Below are 13,771 nucleotides of genomic sequence, written 5' to 3'. Positions count from 1 at the left end.
ATCAACTCCTGCCGGGAACTATCCCGCCAGCGAACGATACAATTCCATATATGCCGCCGCCATGCGCTCGTCCGTAAACTCCTGCACGGTTTCGGCACCGCCCTGCACCAGCCGTTCGCAAAGGGTCGCATCCCGCATCAGGCGGGTAAGGCACGCCGCCAGTGCCGCATGGTCGCGGTTGGGGAAGGTCAGGCCGTTGCGCCCGTCCGTCACCAGTTCCAGATTGGATGCAAGGTCGGAACAGACCACGGGTATGCCCACAGCCCACGCCTCCTTGATGGTGGCAGAGGAACCCTCGCCGTCCACGGAAGGAACCGTCAGCATGTCAAAGTCCGGCAGAAAATCGCGGCTGTCCTGCCACCCCAGCATGGACATATGCGCATCCACGCCCAGTTCGGCGGCAAGGGCGGCCACCGGGGCAAACCGCTCTCCGGAACCGATCATGCGCACCTCCCACGGGGGCAGGCCGGTTTCCCGGTCCAGTTCCGCAAGAGCCTGCACCAGCACCTCGTGCCCCTTCTGCGGGGTAAACGCGCCCACCATGCCCACCACAACACGCCCGTCACCGCGCTGACGCCGCTTTTCATAGCGTGCGCAGTCTATGCCGGAATGGATGACGCGCACCTTAGGTTCCGGCATGCCGGAGGCGATCATCACGTCCGCTATCTCACGGCTCACGGCAACCACTGCGTCCGCCTGCACATACTTGCTCCCGCGCCAGCCCTTCTTCAGCGGATAGGAGACGCGGCGGGAATGCACAGCCAGCACCTTGGCAGACCACAGCCGCTTGCATATTCCCACAAGGGTGGCGCTCTTTGCGCAGTGCGAGTGCAGCACGCGCACTCCCTCTGTATGCACCAGCCTGCGTATGGTGTGCAGGGTGCGCGGGTCCCATTCACGGCAGCCCGCAAGGGGCAGGGTGCGCACGCCCTCCAGTGCTGCGGCGTGCCGCATCAGGGGCGCATCCGCAGGGGCGGCGAGAATGGGAGAAAATTCGCCGGAACGGGCAAGGGCGCGGGTAAGATAATAGACCTGCCATTGCCCGCCGCGCATTTCCTTTCCCAGATCAATCAGCAATATATGCATCAAGGAGAAATATCCCCGCAGGTAAAAGCCGGCACCGGAAGCCTTCCGGTGCCGGTCTGTCATGCATCGGTTTACGCCGTATGCCGGATAAATCCGGCGTGCGGCAGACTACCGCAACGGAATGCCGCAGTCCTTTATATCCTGCCGCAGCAGGTCGCGAATTCTCCGGGCAACGGGACCGGGACGCACATCGTGGATGGGCTGCCCCTCAAACCGCACAACGCCCACGCAGTCACCCGTTGTGCCCAGCATCAGCACTTCACGGGCACGGTAGAGGTCATCCTCCCGCACCCGCTGGAACACAATGGGCATCTCGTCCTTGAGCAGTTCCACGGCGCGCATGATGGTGGTGCCCGTCAGCGCATTGGTGAATTCCGGTATCACCAGCCTGCCTTCCGTGTCCACCAGCGCCACGTTTTCCGTTGCGCCTTCCGCAAGGAAGTCGTTGTCGTCAAACGCCAGCGGCAGGTTCATGCCCCGCTCGGTCGCCTCGCGGCGCATAAGCACGTTGGGGATATAGTTGGCGTTCTTCATACGCGCCATGTAGCCGGGCTTTGCCGGAATGGACGAACGGAACGCCGTAAGTCCCTTTTCGTAAAGCTCTTCGGGCATGGGCTTGAAGCGGTAGGCAACCACATACAGGCTGGAAACGGGGCACTCCGCCGGATCAATGCCAAAGCCGCCGGGTCCGCGCCCCATAAGCACCCGCAGCATGCCGTTTTCCGTTTCCGCAGCACGCGCCACCTCTAGGGCTATGTCGCGCACCCGCTCCCACGGGCAGGGCGGCGCAAGATACAGCCCCTTGGCGGACCGCTGCATACGCTCAATATGCGCATCCAGCTGATAGACGCGCCCGTCCACCCACTTCATGCTTTCAAAGATGCCGTCTCCCCGATGGGCAAGGTGGTCATCCATGGGCAGAAGCATCAGGCGCGGGTTCCGGCATATACAACCTATGCGGTGTTCGTAAAACGCCAGCACCCCCTGCTCGCCCGCGCGGCGGGCGGCAAGGAGTTTTTCCATATATTCTTCCGTTTCACAGACAGGTATCACGTATTGTTCCTGTTCCCGTGGGACGTTACTGGAATAGGGTAGTGTCCTTCACGCCAAGCAGGTCGCGCTCCAGAAGCGTTTCGGCAATCTGCACGGCGTTCAGGGCTGCGCCCTTGCGGATGTTGTCGGCAACAATCCACATGTTCAGGCCGTTTTCTATGGTCTCATCCTCACGGATGCGCCCCACGAAGGTGGCGTCCTCTCCCGCGGCATCCAGTGCCATGGGATAAATCTTCTCGCCGGGGTTATCCAGCACGGTCACGCCCGGTGCCTGCGTAAGGACAACACGCGCCTCAGCGGGGGTAAGCTTCTTCTCCGTTTCTATGTTCACGGATTCGCTGTGCCCGTAAAACACGGGAATACGCACTGCGGTAGCCGTAACCTTGAGGGAGGGGTCGCCCATAATCTTCACGGTTTCGTGCACCATCTTCATTTCTTCCTTGGTGTACCCGTTGTCCATGAAGACATCTATCTGCGGCAGCGCGTTGAAGGCTATCTGGTAGGGATACACCTTGGGCTCGGGCTGCTGCATGTTGAAGAGCTGACGCACCTGCGTTTCCAGTTCCTCAATGGCCTTCTGCCCGGTGCCGGAAACCGCCTGATAGGTGGAAACCACCACCCGCTTGATGCGCGCGGCATCGTGCAAGGGCTTGAGCGCCACCACCATCTGAATGGTGGAACAGTTGGGGTTGGCAATAATGCCGTTGTGCCACGCCAGATCATGGGCGTTCACTTCCGGCACCACCAGCGGACAACGCTTGTCCATGCGCCATGCGCTGGAGTTGTCCACCACCACGCAGCCCGCTTTGGCGGCATGGGGGGCATACTTCTCGGAAGTGGAACCACCGGCGGAAAACAGCGCCAGATCCACGCCCGCAAAGGAGTCTTCCGTCAGCTCACGAACGGTCAGCTCCCCGCCCCGGTACGGAACCTTCATACCCGCCGAACGGGCGGATGCAAGGGCAATAACCTCATGGGCAGGAAAATCCCTCTGCTCCAGCGTCTTCAACATTTCGCGGCCAACGGCCCCTGTCGCGCCCACAACGGCTACGACCAGCTTCTCTTTACTCATGGGAACACCTCTTCTTCATCACGCACCACAAATTCGCTGCCCGGGAGCCCCCGGACCTGTCCATTGCCTCTGCGCCCGCCGGGTCCGCCAACCCTGCGGACTACTCCACGCCATTGGCCCGCAGAACCGCTCCCATGACCTGATCCGTCCCGTTGATGTGCTTCATCCACCAGTCGGTCAGATAATCCAGCAGTTCCGGCGTGATGCCGGTTCCCTTGTCCAGATACTCCAGCAGAAAGTTTACGCCGCTGCTGAAAAACTCGCGATGCTGGCGCATGTGCTCCTCATAATTGGGCATCTGCCCAATGTACGGAGCCATGTACCGGCGTTCGGTGGCAAAATGCTCCTGCGCGTACTCGTTCACCTTGGCGATCAGTTCCGCCAGCACGGCGTGGTCCTCGCCCTTCATGTACGCCTGATACAGGTCATTGATGATCGCGGTCAGCCTCTCGTGCTGCTCATCAATCTCGCGCACCCCTATCTGCATGCTCGCCTTCCATTCCGCCATGCTCATGTCCGCTCCTGCCGGAAGATATCTCCGCGCCCCCTGCCGGGGCAAAAAACAATGCGGGGAGCATAGGACAACACGCCGTCAATGACAATGCGTATGATGCCCTGATCCTTCATACTGCCGCACCCTTGCCGCCCCTATCCTCAGAGGGAGAACACCCTCTTCACCGCGCCTGCGCAATACGCCGGGCACGCCACTCCGGCGGTGCGCCTGCGCGCTGCGGTTCCGCCTAAAACCGGCGGATAAGCACCACACCGCCCACCAGCATGGCAATGCCCGCCAGCCGCATAAGCGTGAGGGGGCGCTCCGCATAGCCCAACGCCCCGAAGTGGTCCAATCCTACGGAGGCGATCATCTGCCCCGCCACCACCAGCCCCACCATGGTTGCCGCCCCCAGACGGGGCGCAAGAAAGGTGACCACGGTAACGAACACCGCCCCCAGCAGACCGCCCACCCAGTGCCACCACTGGGTGGTTGTCCCTGCAAGGGAGGGAAAAGGCACCCGCGCCGCAACGCAATAGCCCACCAGCGCCAGCGTGCCCACCGTAAAGGAAACAAGGGACGCAAGGGCGGGATGCCGTGCCCAGTGCAACTGCAACTGCGCGTTTATGCCCGCCTGCGTGGGTAGGGTTGCCCCTGCCAGCAGGGCAAGGGCTATCCAGAATAGATTCATGACTGCTCCTGTGCCGTGTGTCCGAAGTACGGCGCATTCCGCAATTCGCGCACAACGGCTATGTCCGCTTCCAGAAAAGGCAGTTCAAGGGCCTGCTCATGGCTGAACCAGCCTGTCTCGTGCCCTTCAGCAGGATGCACGCTGCCCGCGAACGACGTAATGTGGTAAAAATACAGGTGCACCACCTGTTCGGGATAGGCATGACGCACGGTACGCCAGAACTCCCATACCAGGGGAGTTATGCTCATCTCCTCGCGGAATTCGCGCACCAGCGCCTGCTCACGGGTTTCGCCGGGTTCCATCTTGCCTCCGGGAAATTCCCAGAATCCCGCATGGGCCTTGCCCTCCGGCCTGCGCGCGGCAAGAAAACGCCCATTGCGCCACACAATACCCGCCACCACGTGAATCTCTTTCATCTTGCGCCTATTCGGTGTCCGCAAGGGCCGCCCTGCGTGCTTCCAGATCATTGATCACCGCTTCCAGTTCGCCCATCTTTTCCATAAGCGTCTCCCCCTGCGCCTGCAGGGCATGAAAGCGCTTGAGCAACTCAGACGCCTTGGCGGAATCGGCATACACCGCAGGGTCCGCAAGCTGCGCCTCCACCCCGCCCTGCTCTCCGAGCAGCGTCTCAAACTGCGTTTCCAGCTTGGCGTAGGCTTCCTGCTTGGGCTTCAGTTCCTTGTAGATGGCGTTGCGCATCTCCGCCTGCTGGCGCTTGATGCGCTTCTGTTCTTCCCGGCTCAGGCCTCCGCCCCGCTGTGCGTCATCGCCGCCCCGTGCGGCCTCGGCATTCTGCTGCCGCCGCGCCCGGTCGTACTCCTCAAAGCCCGATTCGTATACCGTGAACCCGTTTTCCGAAAGCGCCCACACCTGATCCGCCACCTCAGAGAGCAGATACCTGTCATGCGCCACCATGAACAGCGTGCCGTCAAAGGCGTCCAGCGCATCCACCAGCGCCTCGCGCGATTCAAGGTCCAGATGGTTGGTGGGTTCGTCCAGTACAAGAAAGTTGCTGCGCGAAAGGAACAGGGTGGCCAGCAGCAGGCGGCTTTTTTCGCCGCCGGAAAGGGTGCCTACCTGCCTGTCAAAATAGCTCTGTCCAAGCATGAACAGGCCCAGCACAGACATAAGCTCTTCCTCTGTGGTGCGCGGATCGGAAAGACGGCGGATTTCGCTGAGGGCCGAACCGGAGGCGTTCAGCACCTCCAGTTGGTGCTGGCTGAAAAAGCCCATGCGCACCTTGGAACCGAACACCACATTGCCCGCCATCTTCTCCAGCCTGCCCGCCACCAGCTTGAGCAGGGTGGACTTGCCGCATCCGTTGGGACCCACCAGCGCCACCCGCATGCCTCTGTACAACTGGAAATCCAGCGTCGGCCACAGGCGTGTCCCGTCGGGAAATGCGAACTCCAGCCCTACCACGCTGCACACGGTCTTGTCTGCCTGCACAGGCTCCGGCCATTTGAACTGCAGAGTGCGGCGCTTGGCCTCAAGCTGAATGCCGTCCAGCTCCTTTTCCAGCCGCGCCGCCATCTTCTGTTTGGACCCGGCCTGCCGCGCCTTGGACGCCTTGGCCTTGAAGCGGCGCACAAAATCCATCTTGCGCTCAATTTCTTCGGCAAGACGCTGACGCTCGCGCACCTTCTGGGTCTCTATCTCTTCCTGCAAATCAAGAAACTGGGTAAAACTGCCCTTGCGGAACATGGGCTTGGACGCGCCAAGATACAGCACGTGGGTGCCTATCTTGTCCATAAACACCCGGTCATGGGCCACAAAAACCAGCACGCCCTTGTACTCCAGCAGAAAATTCTCCAGCCACTCCACCGCTTCAAGGTCAAGATGGTTGGTGGGCTCGTCCAGCAGCAGCACGTCCGCCCCGGCGGTAAGCACACGGGCAAGCTTGGCCCTCTCCCGCCAGCCGCCGGAAAGCTGCCCTATGGGCATACGCCACTTGCGCTCGGCAAACCCAAGACCGGAAAGCACCGTCTTGGCTCTGTGTTCCGGGTTATGCCCGTACACCTGCTCAAGCTCTGCCTGCCGCACACCCAGCCGCTTCAGGGCGGCCTCGTCACCGGCCTGCGTAGCCGCCTCCCACTCGGCCCAGAAGTCGTTCCAGTCCGGCAGCACTTCAAGAACCCATGTGAGCAGCGGGGTTTCCAGCAGGCTCTCGTCCATCTCCTGCGCCACATAGCCCATGCGGCAGCCGCGCGGCACGCTTACCCGCCCCCCGTCCGACGAGGAAACCCCGGCAATAAGCTTTATCAGGGTGGATTTGCCGCAGCCATTGGGCCCGCACACGCACAGCCGCACGCCGGATTGAATCTCCAGCGAAAAATTGGCAAAGATGTCATGCCCGCCGAAAGTCTTGGTCAGATTCTGTATATTGATATTCATGGTATGCCTCGCAAGGAAGCACGGCATACCAGAACAGCCGCCGCTTGGCTAGCCGCGATGCCCCTCCTGCCCTGCCTCACCGCCGCAGCCGGCCGGTCACGGCCTGCTGCAAGCACCTCCATCGCATAACCGCCAACAGAGTATCCCTTAACGGCAATATCCATGGATAGCAGCTCAAATATGGGCTGCTCCGACTTCCGGCACAAGCATCCCCCCCCTTCACCCGCACATCCATTCTGGCCCTTCTTTTGCATAACATCCTGCACGCGGCCTGTGCCGCAAGGAGGATAGCTATGCAGGACAGTATGTACAGTGCGCTCTTCGGCGCGCTTTCCAACGAGCATCGCCTGAACAGTATTACCAATAATCTGGCGAACGTGAACACCACGGGCTACAAGCGGGACCAGCTTGCCTTCGCGGATACCTTCGTCATGTTCGCGCACGACCAGATCATGGAACCCGTGGCAACAGTCCGCTCCAAAAAACTGTTCCCGGAACCCATACACATTGCCAAGCCCCGGCTTGCCGTCTCACAGACAGATTTTACCCAAGGAAGTCTGCGTATTACCGGAGCACCGCTGGATGTAGCCCTGCACGGGGAAGGCTTCCTGAAGGTGCAGACCCCCGACGGCGACTATTACACCCGCAACGGTCATTTCCGTCAAAGTGCTGACGGCACGCTCCTCACGGAGCAGGGCTGGCCGGTGCTGGGAACGGGCGGCCCCATAGTCATTCCGCCCAACGCGCAGGTGCACATCAGCGAAGACGGGCAGATATTCAACGGCGACGAGGCCATCGGACAGTTGCAGGTGGTCTCGCTCGAAGACCCCACCGTGCTGGAAAAACGCGGCCGCAACCTGTTCCAGCCGCGCGCCGGGGTACAGCCCGCGGAGCAGCCTGCGGAGGGCACCGTGGTCACACAGGGCTTTCTGGAAACAGCCAACGTGGAAGTGGTTACGGAGATGGTGAACATGATCGAAGCCCAGCGGCAGTTCGAAGCATACACCAAGGTCATGCAAAGCACAGATGCGCTGGACAAGGATGCCATCCAGCGCGTTTCCAAATCACGGTTATAGCGTCGGGAGGATACCACCATGATGCGTTCCCTGTGGACAGCCGCCACGGGCATGATTGCCCAGCAGCTCAATATTGACGTTATTTCCAACAACCTTGCCAACGTGAACACCATCGGCTTTAAAAAAAGCCGGGCCGAGTTCGAGGACCTTATGTACCAGAACCTGAAGATTGCGGGCTCCGTCACCGGAGAAGACAACCGCATTCCCACAGGCATTCAGGTCGGCCTTGGCGTGCGCCCCACCACGGTGCACAAGTTCTTCACGCAGGGCGACTACCAGAATACCGGCAACGCGCTGGACCTTGCCATAGAAGGCGAAGGTTTCTTTCAGGTAGAAGTGAACGGCGAGCTTATGTACACGCGCGCCGGGGCTTTCAAGCTCAATCAGGACGGCACCATCGTCACCGCCAACGGCTATGTGCTGCAGCCGCAGTTCAACGTTCCGGCGGAGACCAAAAACATCGCCGTTTCGGAAACCGGCCACATTGCCGCGCTGGACAGCACCGGAACGGAGCTGGCGGCGGCAGAGATTCCCCTCTTCACCTTCATCAACGCGGCAGGTCTGGATGCCCGGGGCCGTAACCTCTACTCGGAAACGGAAGCCTCCGGTGCCGCGGTGGAAGGCGTGCCCGGCACAGACAATGTGGGCACCGTTGCGCAGGGCTTCCTTGAAATGTCCAACGTGGAAATAGTGGACGAAATGGTCAACATGATCGTGGGCCAGCGCGCGTACGAAATGAACTCCAAGGCCATTCAGACCTCAGACTCCATGCTCCAGATGGCTGTCCAGCTGAAGCGGTCGTAACAGGCTCCCGGCAAAGGGCTGCCAGATAAGGTTGCCAGATAAGGCTGCCTGACACGGCTGCCTGACACGACAGCATAAGCCCGGCCTGTTGCGAAAAGCTAACAGACTGCCAGTGCTGACTCTTTTCAAACAATTGCACAAACAGCCCCCAGAGCGATTTACGCAAGCGGGCCTGCGCAACACGTACCAGGCTCTTTTGTACAGGACTTCGGTGCAGAAACCTTCGGGAGACGACAACATGAGACAACACAGACACACCACACTACGCCGCATCCGGCGCACGCTGCTGGCGCTGACGCTGGTGTTGTCGGTTGCCGCCGCCGCTTACGCCAAGGCGGATGCAGACTGGCGCATCCATATCCGCGATGCCGCCGTCGTCATGGGCGAGCGGGTGCGGCTGGGCGAAATAGCCGATCCTTCAGGCACCATCAATCCCGCCAACTGGCAGCGGTTTGCAGATATGGAACTGTGGCCCTCTCCTCCCCGTCCCGGCCAGCCCATGAGCATCTCGCGCACGCGACTGCATGAGGAACTGACCAAGTATCTGGGAGAAAACGCCCAGCTTGCCGTGCTGCCTTCGTCCATCGCCATCCAGAAGGGCGGCAGCGTTCTGCGGCAGGACGAACTGCACACGCTGGTCGTCAGTTCCCTGACACGCCATACCGCCACCATGCAGGGCGAGGCAGGCATCCGCGACATCCAGCTGCCCTCCTTCATCTTCCTGCGGGACCGCCTGAACAGGCTGGAGGTGGAACCACCCACCTCTCTCTCGCCGGGGCAGCTTCCCATCCGGCTGCGCGAAGTAACACAGCGCGGCGAGGTTGTCCGCCGCATCACCGGCGGAGCCGTGCTGGACCAGTGGGTCACTGTTCCCTGCGCCGCCATTCCGCTGAACAGGCTGGATACCCTTACGCCGGAATCCGTCACCTTTGCCCGCAAAAATCTGGCCTTTGTGCGGGGCGATGTGTGGGACGGCAAAGGCGGTCCGTGGCGGGTGCTGCGCTCCGTCGGCACGGGCAGCGTGATCTATTTCACCGACCTTGAATCTCTGCCCCTGCTCCAGAAAGGCAACCGCGTGAGCCTTATCTATCAGGGCAAGAGCCTGCGCCTCACCGTCCCGGCAGAAGCCATGAGCGACGGCAAGCCGGGTGAGATGATTCCGGTCCGCAATTTGCAAACCCAAAAGCAGATATACGCTACCGTGCGCGACGAAAACACGGTGGTCATCAGCAGATAACGGGCGGTTCTCCCAAAGAACCGCACAGGCCGGGGCTTCCGGTCAGAGAGGTGGATTATGAACATGGTACGCATTCTCGTCGGCATTTTGGCGGTGCTGGTCATCAGCGGTTGTCAGGCGGCCAAAGAAACCCCTTCGCCCATGCCTCCCATGCTGCCGGAACCCGCCGCCATGACTCCTGAGGAGCGCGCGGCCAATCCCGGTTCACTGTTCGACGATGCAGAGGCGGATTTTCTCTTTTCCGACAACCGCGCACGCCGTTTGGGCGATATCGTGCTCGTGAAAATTGTGGAAACCACCACCGCCAAGAACAAGGCGGAAACATCCACGGAAAAGGAATCGTCCATTGAGCTCGGCGTAGAAAATTTCTTCGGGCACAACCGCGTGGGGCTTGGCCCCATGGCGGTGGCAGGCTCGCTGGGAACCACCCCCCTGCTCAAGGCAGGTTCCACCTCATCGTTTGACGGCAAGGGAGAGACCAAACGCGAGAACACTCTCACCGCCACCATTGCCTGCCGCGTCATCAAGGTGCTGCCGGGCGGTCTGCTGCAGGTGGAAGGCGCACGCGAAACCCGTGTGAACGATGAAACGCAATACATGGTCATCAGCGGTCTGGTGCGCACCTCCGACGTAGGAGCGGACAACTCCGTCAAGTCCACCCAACTGGCCAATTCCCGCATTGCCTACTACGGCGAAGGCGTCATAGGCGACAAGCAGAAGCCCGGCTGGTTTGTGCGGCTCATGGACAACATCTGGCCCTTCTAGCGCCGTGGAGAACAATATGAATATCCGCCCCCATCACCACTCTGCCCGCACCGCACGCTCCGGCCATACAGCCGCCATGCCGGTGCAGGCTCCCCGTATCCGCCAGGTTGCCCTGCTCCTTCTCCCGCTGCTGGCCCTTGTTCTGACATGCCTGCTGGCCCTGCCTCCCCGGGCAGGCGCGGTACGCATCAAGGATATCGCCAGCTTCGGCGGCATGCGGGACAACCAGCTCGTGGGATACGGGCTTGTGGTGGGCCTTAGCGGCACGGGAGACGGCAGAACCTCCACCTTCACCATCAGTTCCATGGCCAACATGCTGGACAAGATGGGCGTAAGCGTGGACCGTGACGCCCTGCGGCCCAAGAACGTGGCCGCGGTCATGGTCACAGCCAAAATGCCTTCCTCCGCGCAGCCGGGATCACGGCTCGACGCCACTATCTCCAGCATCGGCGACGCCTCCAGCCTGCTGGGCGGTGTGCTTTTGCTCACCCCCCTCAAGGGCATAGACGGCAAGGTCTACGGACTGGCGCAAGGCCCGCTGGCCCTCGGCGGTTTTTCCGCAGAAGGCGAGGCCGCCCGCGCACAGAAAAACATCACCACCGTGGGCCGCATTCCCAACGGCGTTTCCGTGGAACGCGGCATCCCGTTCCAGTTCAACAGTCAGGACGCCCTGTCCCTGCACATGAACAATGCAGACTTTTCCACCACCCAGCAGGTGGTAAACCGCCTGAACGAAACCATCGGCGGCGACTTTGCCTACGCCACAGACGCCTCCACCATCCGGTTGCGCGTTCCGCCCGAGTACCAGAACAATCTGGTGCCGCTCATGGCGTCCATAGAAAACGTGCAGATCACCCCCGACTCGCGCGCGCGCGTGGTGGTGGATGAAAAGACCGGCACGGTTGTGGTGGGCCGCGATGTACGCATCTCTCAGGTGGCCATTGCCCACGGCGCACTGCAAATCGTGGTGCAGGAAGGCATGCAGGTTTCGCAGCCCGGTGCCTTCAGCCCCGGACAGACCGTTGCCGCTCCCGCCACCGACATTGCCGCGCAGGAAGAAAACCGACGGCTCGTTCTGGTGGAAGGTGCCACCCTGCAGGAACTCACCGATGGCCTGAACTCCATCGGCGCAACCCCGCGCGACCTTATCTCCATCCTCCGCGCCCTTAAGGCAGCAGGTTCGCTGCACGCGGAGCTTGAGGTGATCTGACATGACCACGCCTCTCGACCCCAACCTCCTCAATGCCCAGATGAGCGGGCAGGATCTCATCCGCCGCAAGCTGGAAATGGATGCCCTGCGTAAGCGCCTTGTCGACCCGGACGCCAAGGACAAAAAGCTGCGTGAGGCTGTGGAAGGGTTTGAGGCCATCTTCATTCAGAAAATGTGGCAGCAGATGCGCGCCACCGTGCCCAAAGAAGGCTACCTGCACGGCAAGGACGAAGAATTCTGGCAGGGCATGTTCGATCAGGAACTTTCCAAAAAAATGGCCTCCGCCGGCGGCATAGGCCTTGCGGACATGCTGGTTGAGCAGTTGCAAAGCTCCATGGGCAGTGCCAGCCGCACCACGGCTCCCAGCCGGGTCTCCACTCCCGTGCCTGTGGAACCGCTGCGCCATGCGGACAGGCCGGAAGACACCCCCCTGCGGCAGGATATACCGCATGATGACAGTTTGTATTCCCCTCTGAATGACGCGCAGGACCAGATGACGGATGAGCAGGGTATCATTCTGCCCTCTCCTCTGCCGCTTATCCCGCCTCAGGGCATGCCTCCGGCTACCCCGGCTACTCCGGCAGCTACGCAGCCCGGACGGGCGGCACCGTTACGTTCCGCCCCTCTCTCGTCCGGCCTGTCACCGCAATCACAGGGCACACAGCCCCATGCCCAGGCACACTTCACGGCGCAGGATTCCTCCGTGCACACCGAGGTGGACCGCATAGCCCGCTCCATCCTCACCGGCACCCCGGCGGATGAGCCTTCCGGCGTGGGCGGGGCGTCTCCGTCCATGCGCCGCCCCCCTCTGCAAGCCCCCGCACAGGTCAACCCCGGATACGGCATGCCCCCCCGCCGGGATGGCGCAACCTATGATCCCGAAGATTTGCAACATTCCGCCGCCGTCAGCAGGGCTGGCAGCGCAGGCTTTGCAGAAAGAAACGAAGGCACGCTCGCCATGGGCGGCCCCGTGAGCCGCAATCCGGAAATGGGCATGCTCAACTGGCCCCTGCCCGGACGCATCACCTCCGGCTTCGGCTGGCGCGATGATCCGTTCACCGGCATGCGCGAGTGGCACGCAGGCATGGACATCGCCGGTAACGTGGGCGACCCCGTCGCCGCCGCATGGGACGGCAAGGTGGTCTTCGCGGGAGAAAGGGAAGGATACGGCAATCTTGTGGTGCTGGAACACGAGGGCGGCTGGCACACCTATTACGGCCACAACAGCAAACTCACCGTTGCGGAGGGCGACTACATCAGCTCCGGCAGGAAAATTGCAGAGGTAGGAAGCACAGGCCGTTCCACCGGGCCGCACCTGCACTTCGAAATCCGGCAGGGCGAGCTGGCATGGAACCCGGAACAGGTCAGAAACAGGCTTCTGGCCGGGCTTTCAGTAGGACGCCGAAGCTAACGGAGGTCGCTCATGTTCTCATATGCCAACGGCAATCTTGTCCGTCAATACAAGGGACTTCAGGTGCTCGACCTGCTTATCAGGGAAGAGTTTGCCCAGCTCAGGGATAACAAGCCGCAGGAAGTTACCGCAACAGAATTCGCCATCCATGAACTTATGCGCCAGATTGCCGTAGAACGGCTGGAATTGCGCAAAGAACTGGGCGGCAAGCGGCTCAGAGAGCTTACCCCCACCCTGCCTGAAGAAGAGCAGGTGGTGCTGGAGCAGCTTCTGGACGACATCGACCTTCTGGAACAGGAATGCGCACGGCAGGCGTCCATGAACGCCAGGCTGGCGCTTGCCCTGCACGACCAGAACCAGCACCTGCTGGAGTTCCTGCACGATCAGGTCGCCCCCAAGGCTCAGAACACCTACGGCAAGATGGGCCGATTCACCCAGTCGCGCCCCCAGGCATCCCTCATTCAGGGCAGACTCTAAGA

General features: G+C 61.3%; 14 protein-coding genes. 7 read left to right on the top strand and 7 right to left on the bottom strand.

The features are described from left to right. Nucleotides 1-18: 18 nt before the first annotated feature. The 7 genes from HUV26_RS12295 to HUV26_RS12265 form a co-directional block, all read right to left on the bottom strand. Nucleotides 19-1,086 carry a glycosyltransferase family 4 protein gene (locus tag HUV26_RS12295; RefSeq protein WP_174410442.1) on the bottom strand — a complete coding sequence of 356 codons (1,068 nt, stop codon included), beginning with the start codon at nt 1,084-1,086 and terminating at the stop codon, nt 19-21. A gap of 108 nt (nt 1,087-1,194) precedes the next feature. Then, nucleotides 1,195-2,139, bottom strand: coding sequence for an aminotransferase class IV (locus HUV26_RS12290; protein ID WP_174410441.1), 945 nt, complete (start codon nt 2,137-2,139; stop codon nt 1,195-1,197). A gap of 25 nt (nt 2,140-2,164) precedes the next feature. Then, complete coding sequence (locus HUV26_RS12285; RefSeq protein ID WP_174410440.1) at nt 2,165-3,211, bottom strand: aspartate-semialdehyde dehydrogenase; 1,047 nt, start codon at nt 3,209-3,211, stop codon at nt 2,165-2,167. Between the two features lie 100 nt (nt 3,212-3,311). Further along, nucleotides 3,312-3,725 (bottom strand): bacteriohemerythrin, encoded by a 414-nt coding sequence (locus HUV26_RS12280; protein ID WP_174410439.1) that lies wholly within the window; start codon nt 3,723-3,725, stop codon nt 3,312-3,314. 226 nt (nt 3,726-3,951) lie between these two features. Then, complete coding sequence (locus tag HUV26_RS12275) at nt 3,952-4,395, bottom strand: DMT family transporter (RefSeq protein WP_174410438.1); 444 nt, start codon at nt 4,393-4,395, stop codon at nt 3,952-3,954. Beyond that, a complete protein-coding gene (locus HUV26_RS12270; protein ID WP_174410437.1) occupies nt 4,392-4,811 on the bottom strand; it encodes a (deoxy)nucleoside triphosphate pyrophosphohydrolase in 420 nt (139 codons plus the stop codon). Before HUV26_RS12270 ends, HUV26_RS12275 begins: the two co-directional genes overlap by 4 nt. 7 nt (nt 4,812-4,818) lie before the next feature. Continuing rightward, nucleotides 4,819-6,789 (bottom strand): ABC-F family ATP-binding cassette domain-containing protein, encoded by a 1,971-nt coding sequence (locus HUV26_RS12265; RefSeq protein ID WP_174410436.1) that lies wholly within the window; start codon nt 6,787-6,789, stop codon nt 4,819-4,821. 293 nt (nt 6,790-7,082) lie between these two features. Between HUV26_RS12265 and flgF the strand changes: the two genes are divergently transcribed. From flgF to HUV26_RS12225, 7 genes are all read left to right on the top strand, one after another. Continuing rightward, nucleotides 7,083-7,865 (top strand): flagellar basal-body rod protein FlgF, encoded by a 783-nt coding sequence (gene flgF / locus HUV26_RS12260; RefSeq protein ID WP_174410435.1) that lies wholly within the window; start codon nt 7,083-7,085, stop codon nt 7,863-7,865. A gap of 18 nt (nt 7,866-7,883) precedes the next feature. Beyond that, complete coding sequence (gene flgG / locus HUV26_RS12255; protein WP_174410434.1) at nt 7,884-8,669, top strand: flagellar basal-body rod protein FlgG; 786 nt, start codon at nt 7,884-7,886, stop codon at nt 8,667-8,669. Nucleotides 8,670-8,907: 238 nt separating this feature from the next. Further along, on the top strand, nt 8,908-9,906 hold the full coding sequence (gene flgA, locus HUV26_RS12250; RefSeq protein WP_174410433.1) for a flagellar basal body P-ring formation chaperone FlgA: 999 nt from the start codon (nt 8,908-8,910) through the stop codon (nt 9,904-9,906). Nucleotides 9,907-9,969: 63 nt separating this feature from the next. Next, nucleotides 9,970-10,671 carry a flagellar basal body L-ring protein FlgH gene (locus HUV26_RS12245; RefSeq protein WP_174410627.1) on the top strand — a complete coding sequence of 234 codons (702 nt, stop codon included), beginning with the start codon at nt 9,970-9,972 and terminating at the stop codon, nt 10,669-10,671. Between the two features lie 76 nt (nt 10,672-10,747). Then, on the top strand, nt 10,748-11,881 hold the full coding sequence (locus HUV26_RS12240; RefSeq protein WP_174410626.1) for a flagellar basal body P-ring protein FlgI: 1,134 nt from the start codon (nt 10,748-10,750) through the stop codon (nt 11,879-11,881). A gap of 1 nt (nt 11,882) precedes the next feature. Continuing rightward, the gene (locus HUV26_RS12230; RefSeq protein WP_243451375.1) at nt 11,883-13,292 is read left to right on the top strand and encodes a peptidoglycan DD-metalloendopeptidase family protein; all 1,410 of its coding nucleotides are present in this window, start codon (nt 11,883-11,885) and stop codon (nt 13,290-13,292) included. A gap of 12 nt (nt 13,293-13,304) precedes the next feature. After that, complete coding sequence (locus tag HUV26_RS12225; protein WP_174410432.1) at nt 13,305-13,769, top strand: flagellar protein FlgN; 465 nt, start codon at nt 13,305-13,307, stop codon at nt 13,767-13,769. Nucleotides 13,770-13,771: the final 2 nt, after the last annotated feature.

Source organism: Desulfovibrio psychrotolerans (genome assembly GCF_013340305.1).
GTDB lineage: Bacteria > Desulfobacterota > Desulfovibrionia > Desulfovibrionales > Desulfovibrionaceae > Halodesulfovibrio > Halodesulfovibrio psychrotolerans.
This window is presented reverse-complemented; position numbering and strand designations above follow the sequence as displayed.

Coding starts and splice junctions, on each gene's coding strand:
- HUV26_RS12295 (WP_174410442.1), bottom strand. CDS start 1,086: ATGCATATATTGCTGATTGATCTGGGAAAGGAAATGCGCGGCGGGCAA.
- HUV26_RS12285 (WP_174410440.1), bottom strand. CDS start 3,211: ATGAGTAAAGAGAAGCTGGTCGTAGCCGTTGTGGGCGCGACAGGGGCC.
- HUV26_RS12280 (WP_174410439.1), bottom strand. CDS start 3,725: ATGAGCATGGCGGAATGGAAGGCGAGCATGCAGATAGGGGTGCGCGAG.
- HUV26_RS12275 (WP_174410438.1), bottom strand. CDS start 4,395: ATGAATCTATTCTGGATAGCCCTTGCCCTGCTGGCAGGGGCAACCCTA.
- HUV26_RS12270 (WP_174410437.1), bottom strand. CDS start 4,811: ATGAAAGAGATTCACGTGGTGGCGGGTATTGTGTGGCGCAATGGGCGT.
- HUV26_RS12265 (WP_174410436.1), bottom strand. CDS start 6,789: ATGAATATCAATATACAGAATCTGACCAAGACTTTCGGCGGGCATGAC.
- flgF (WP_174410435.1), top strand. CDS start 7,083: ATGCAGGACAGTATGTACAGTGCGCTCTTCGGCGCGCTTTCCAACGAG.
- flgG (WP_174410434.1), top strand. CDS start 7,884: ATGATGCGTTCCCTGTGGACAGCCGCCACGGGCATGATTGCCCAGCAG.
- flgA (WP_174410433.1), top strand. CDS start 8,908: ATGAGACAACACAGACACACCACACTACGCCGCATCCGGCGCACGCTG.
- HUV26_RS12245 (WP_174410627.1), top strand. CDS start 9,970: ATGGTACGCATTCTCGTCGGCATTTTGGCGGTGCTGGTCATCAGCGGT.
- HUV26_RS12240 (WP_174410626.1), top strand. CDS start 10,748: ATGCCGGTGCAGGCTCCCCGTATCCGCCAGGTTGCCCTGCTCCTTCTC.
- HUV26_RS12230 (WP_243451375.1), top strand. CDS start 11,883: ATGACCACGCCTCTCGACCCCAACCTCCTCAATGCCCAGATGAGCGGG.
- HUV26_RS12225 (WP_174410432.1), top strand. CDS start 13,305: ATGTTCTCATATGCCAACGGCAATCTTGTCCGTCAATACAAGGGACTT.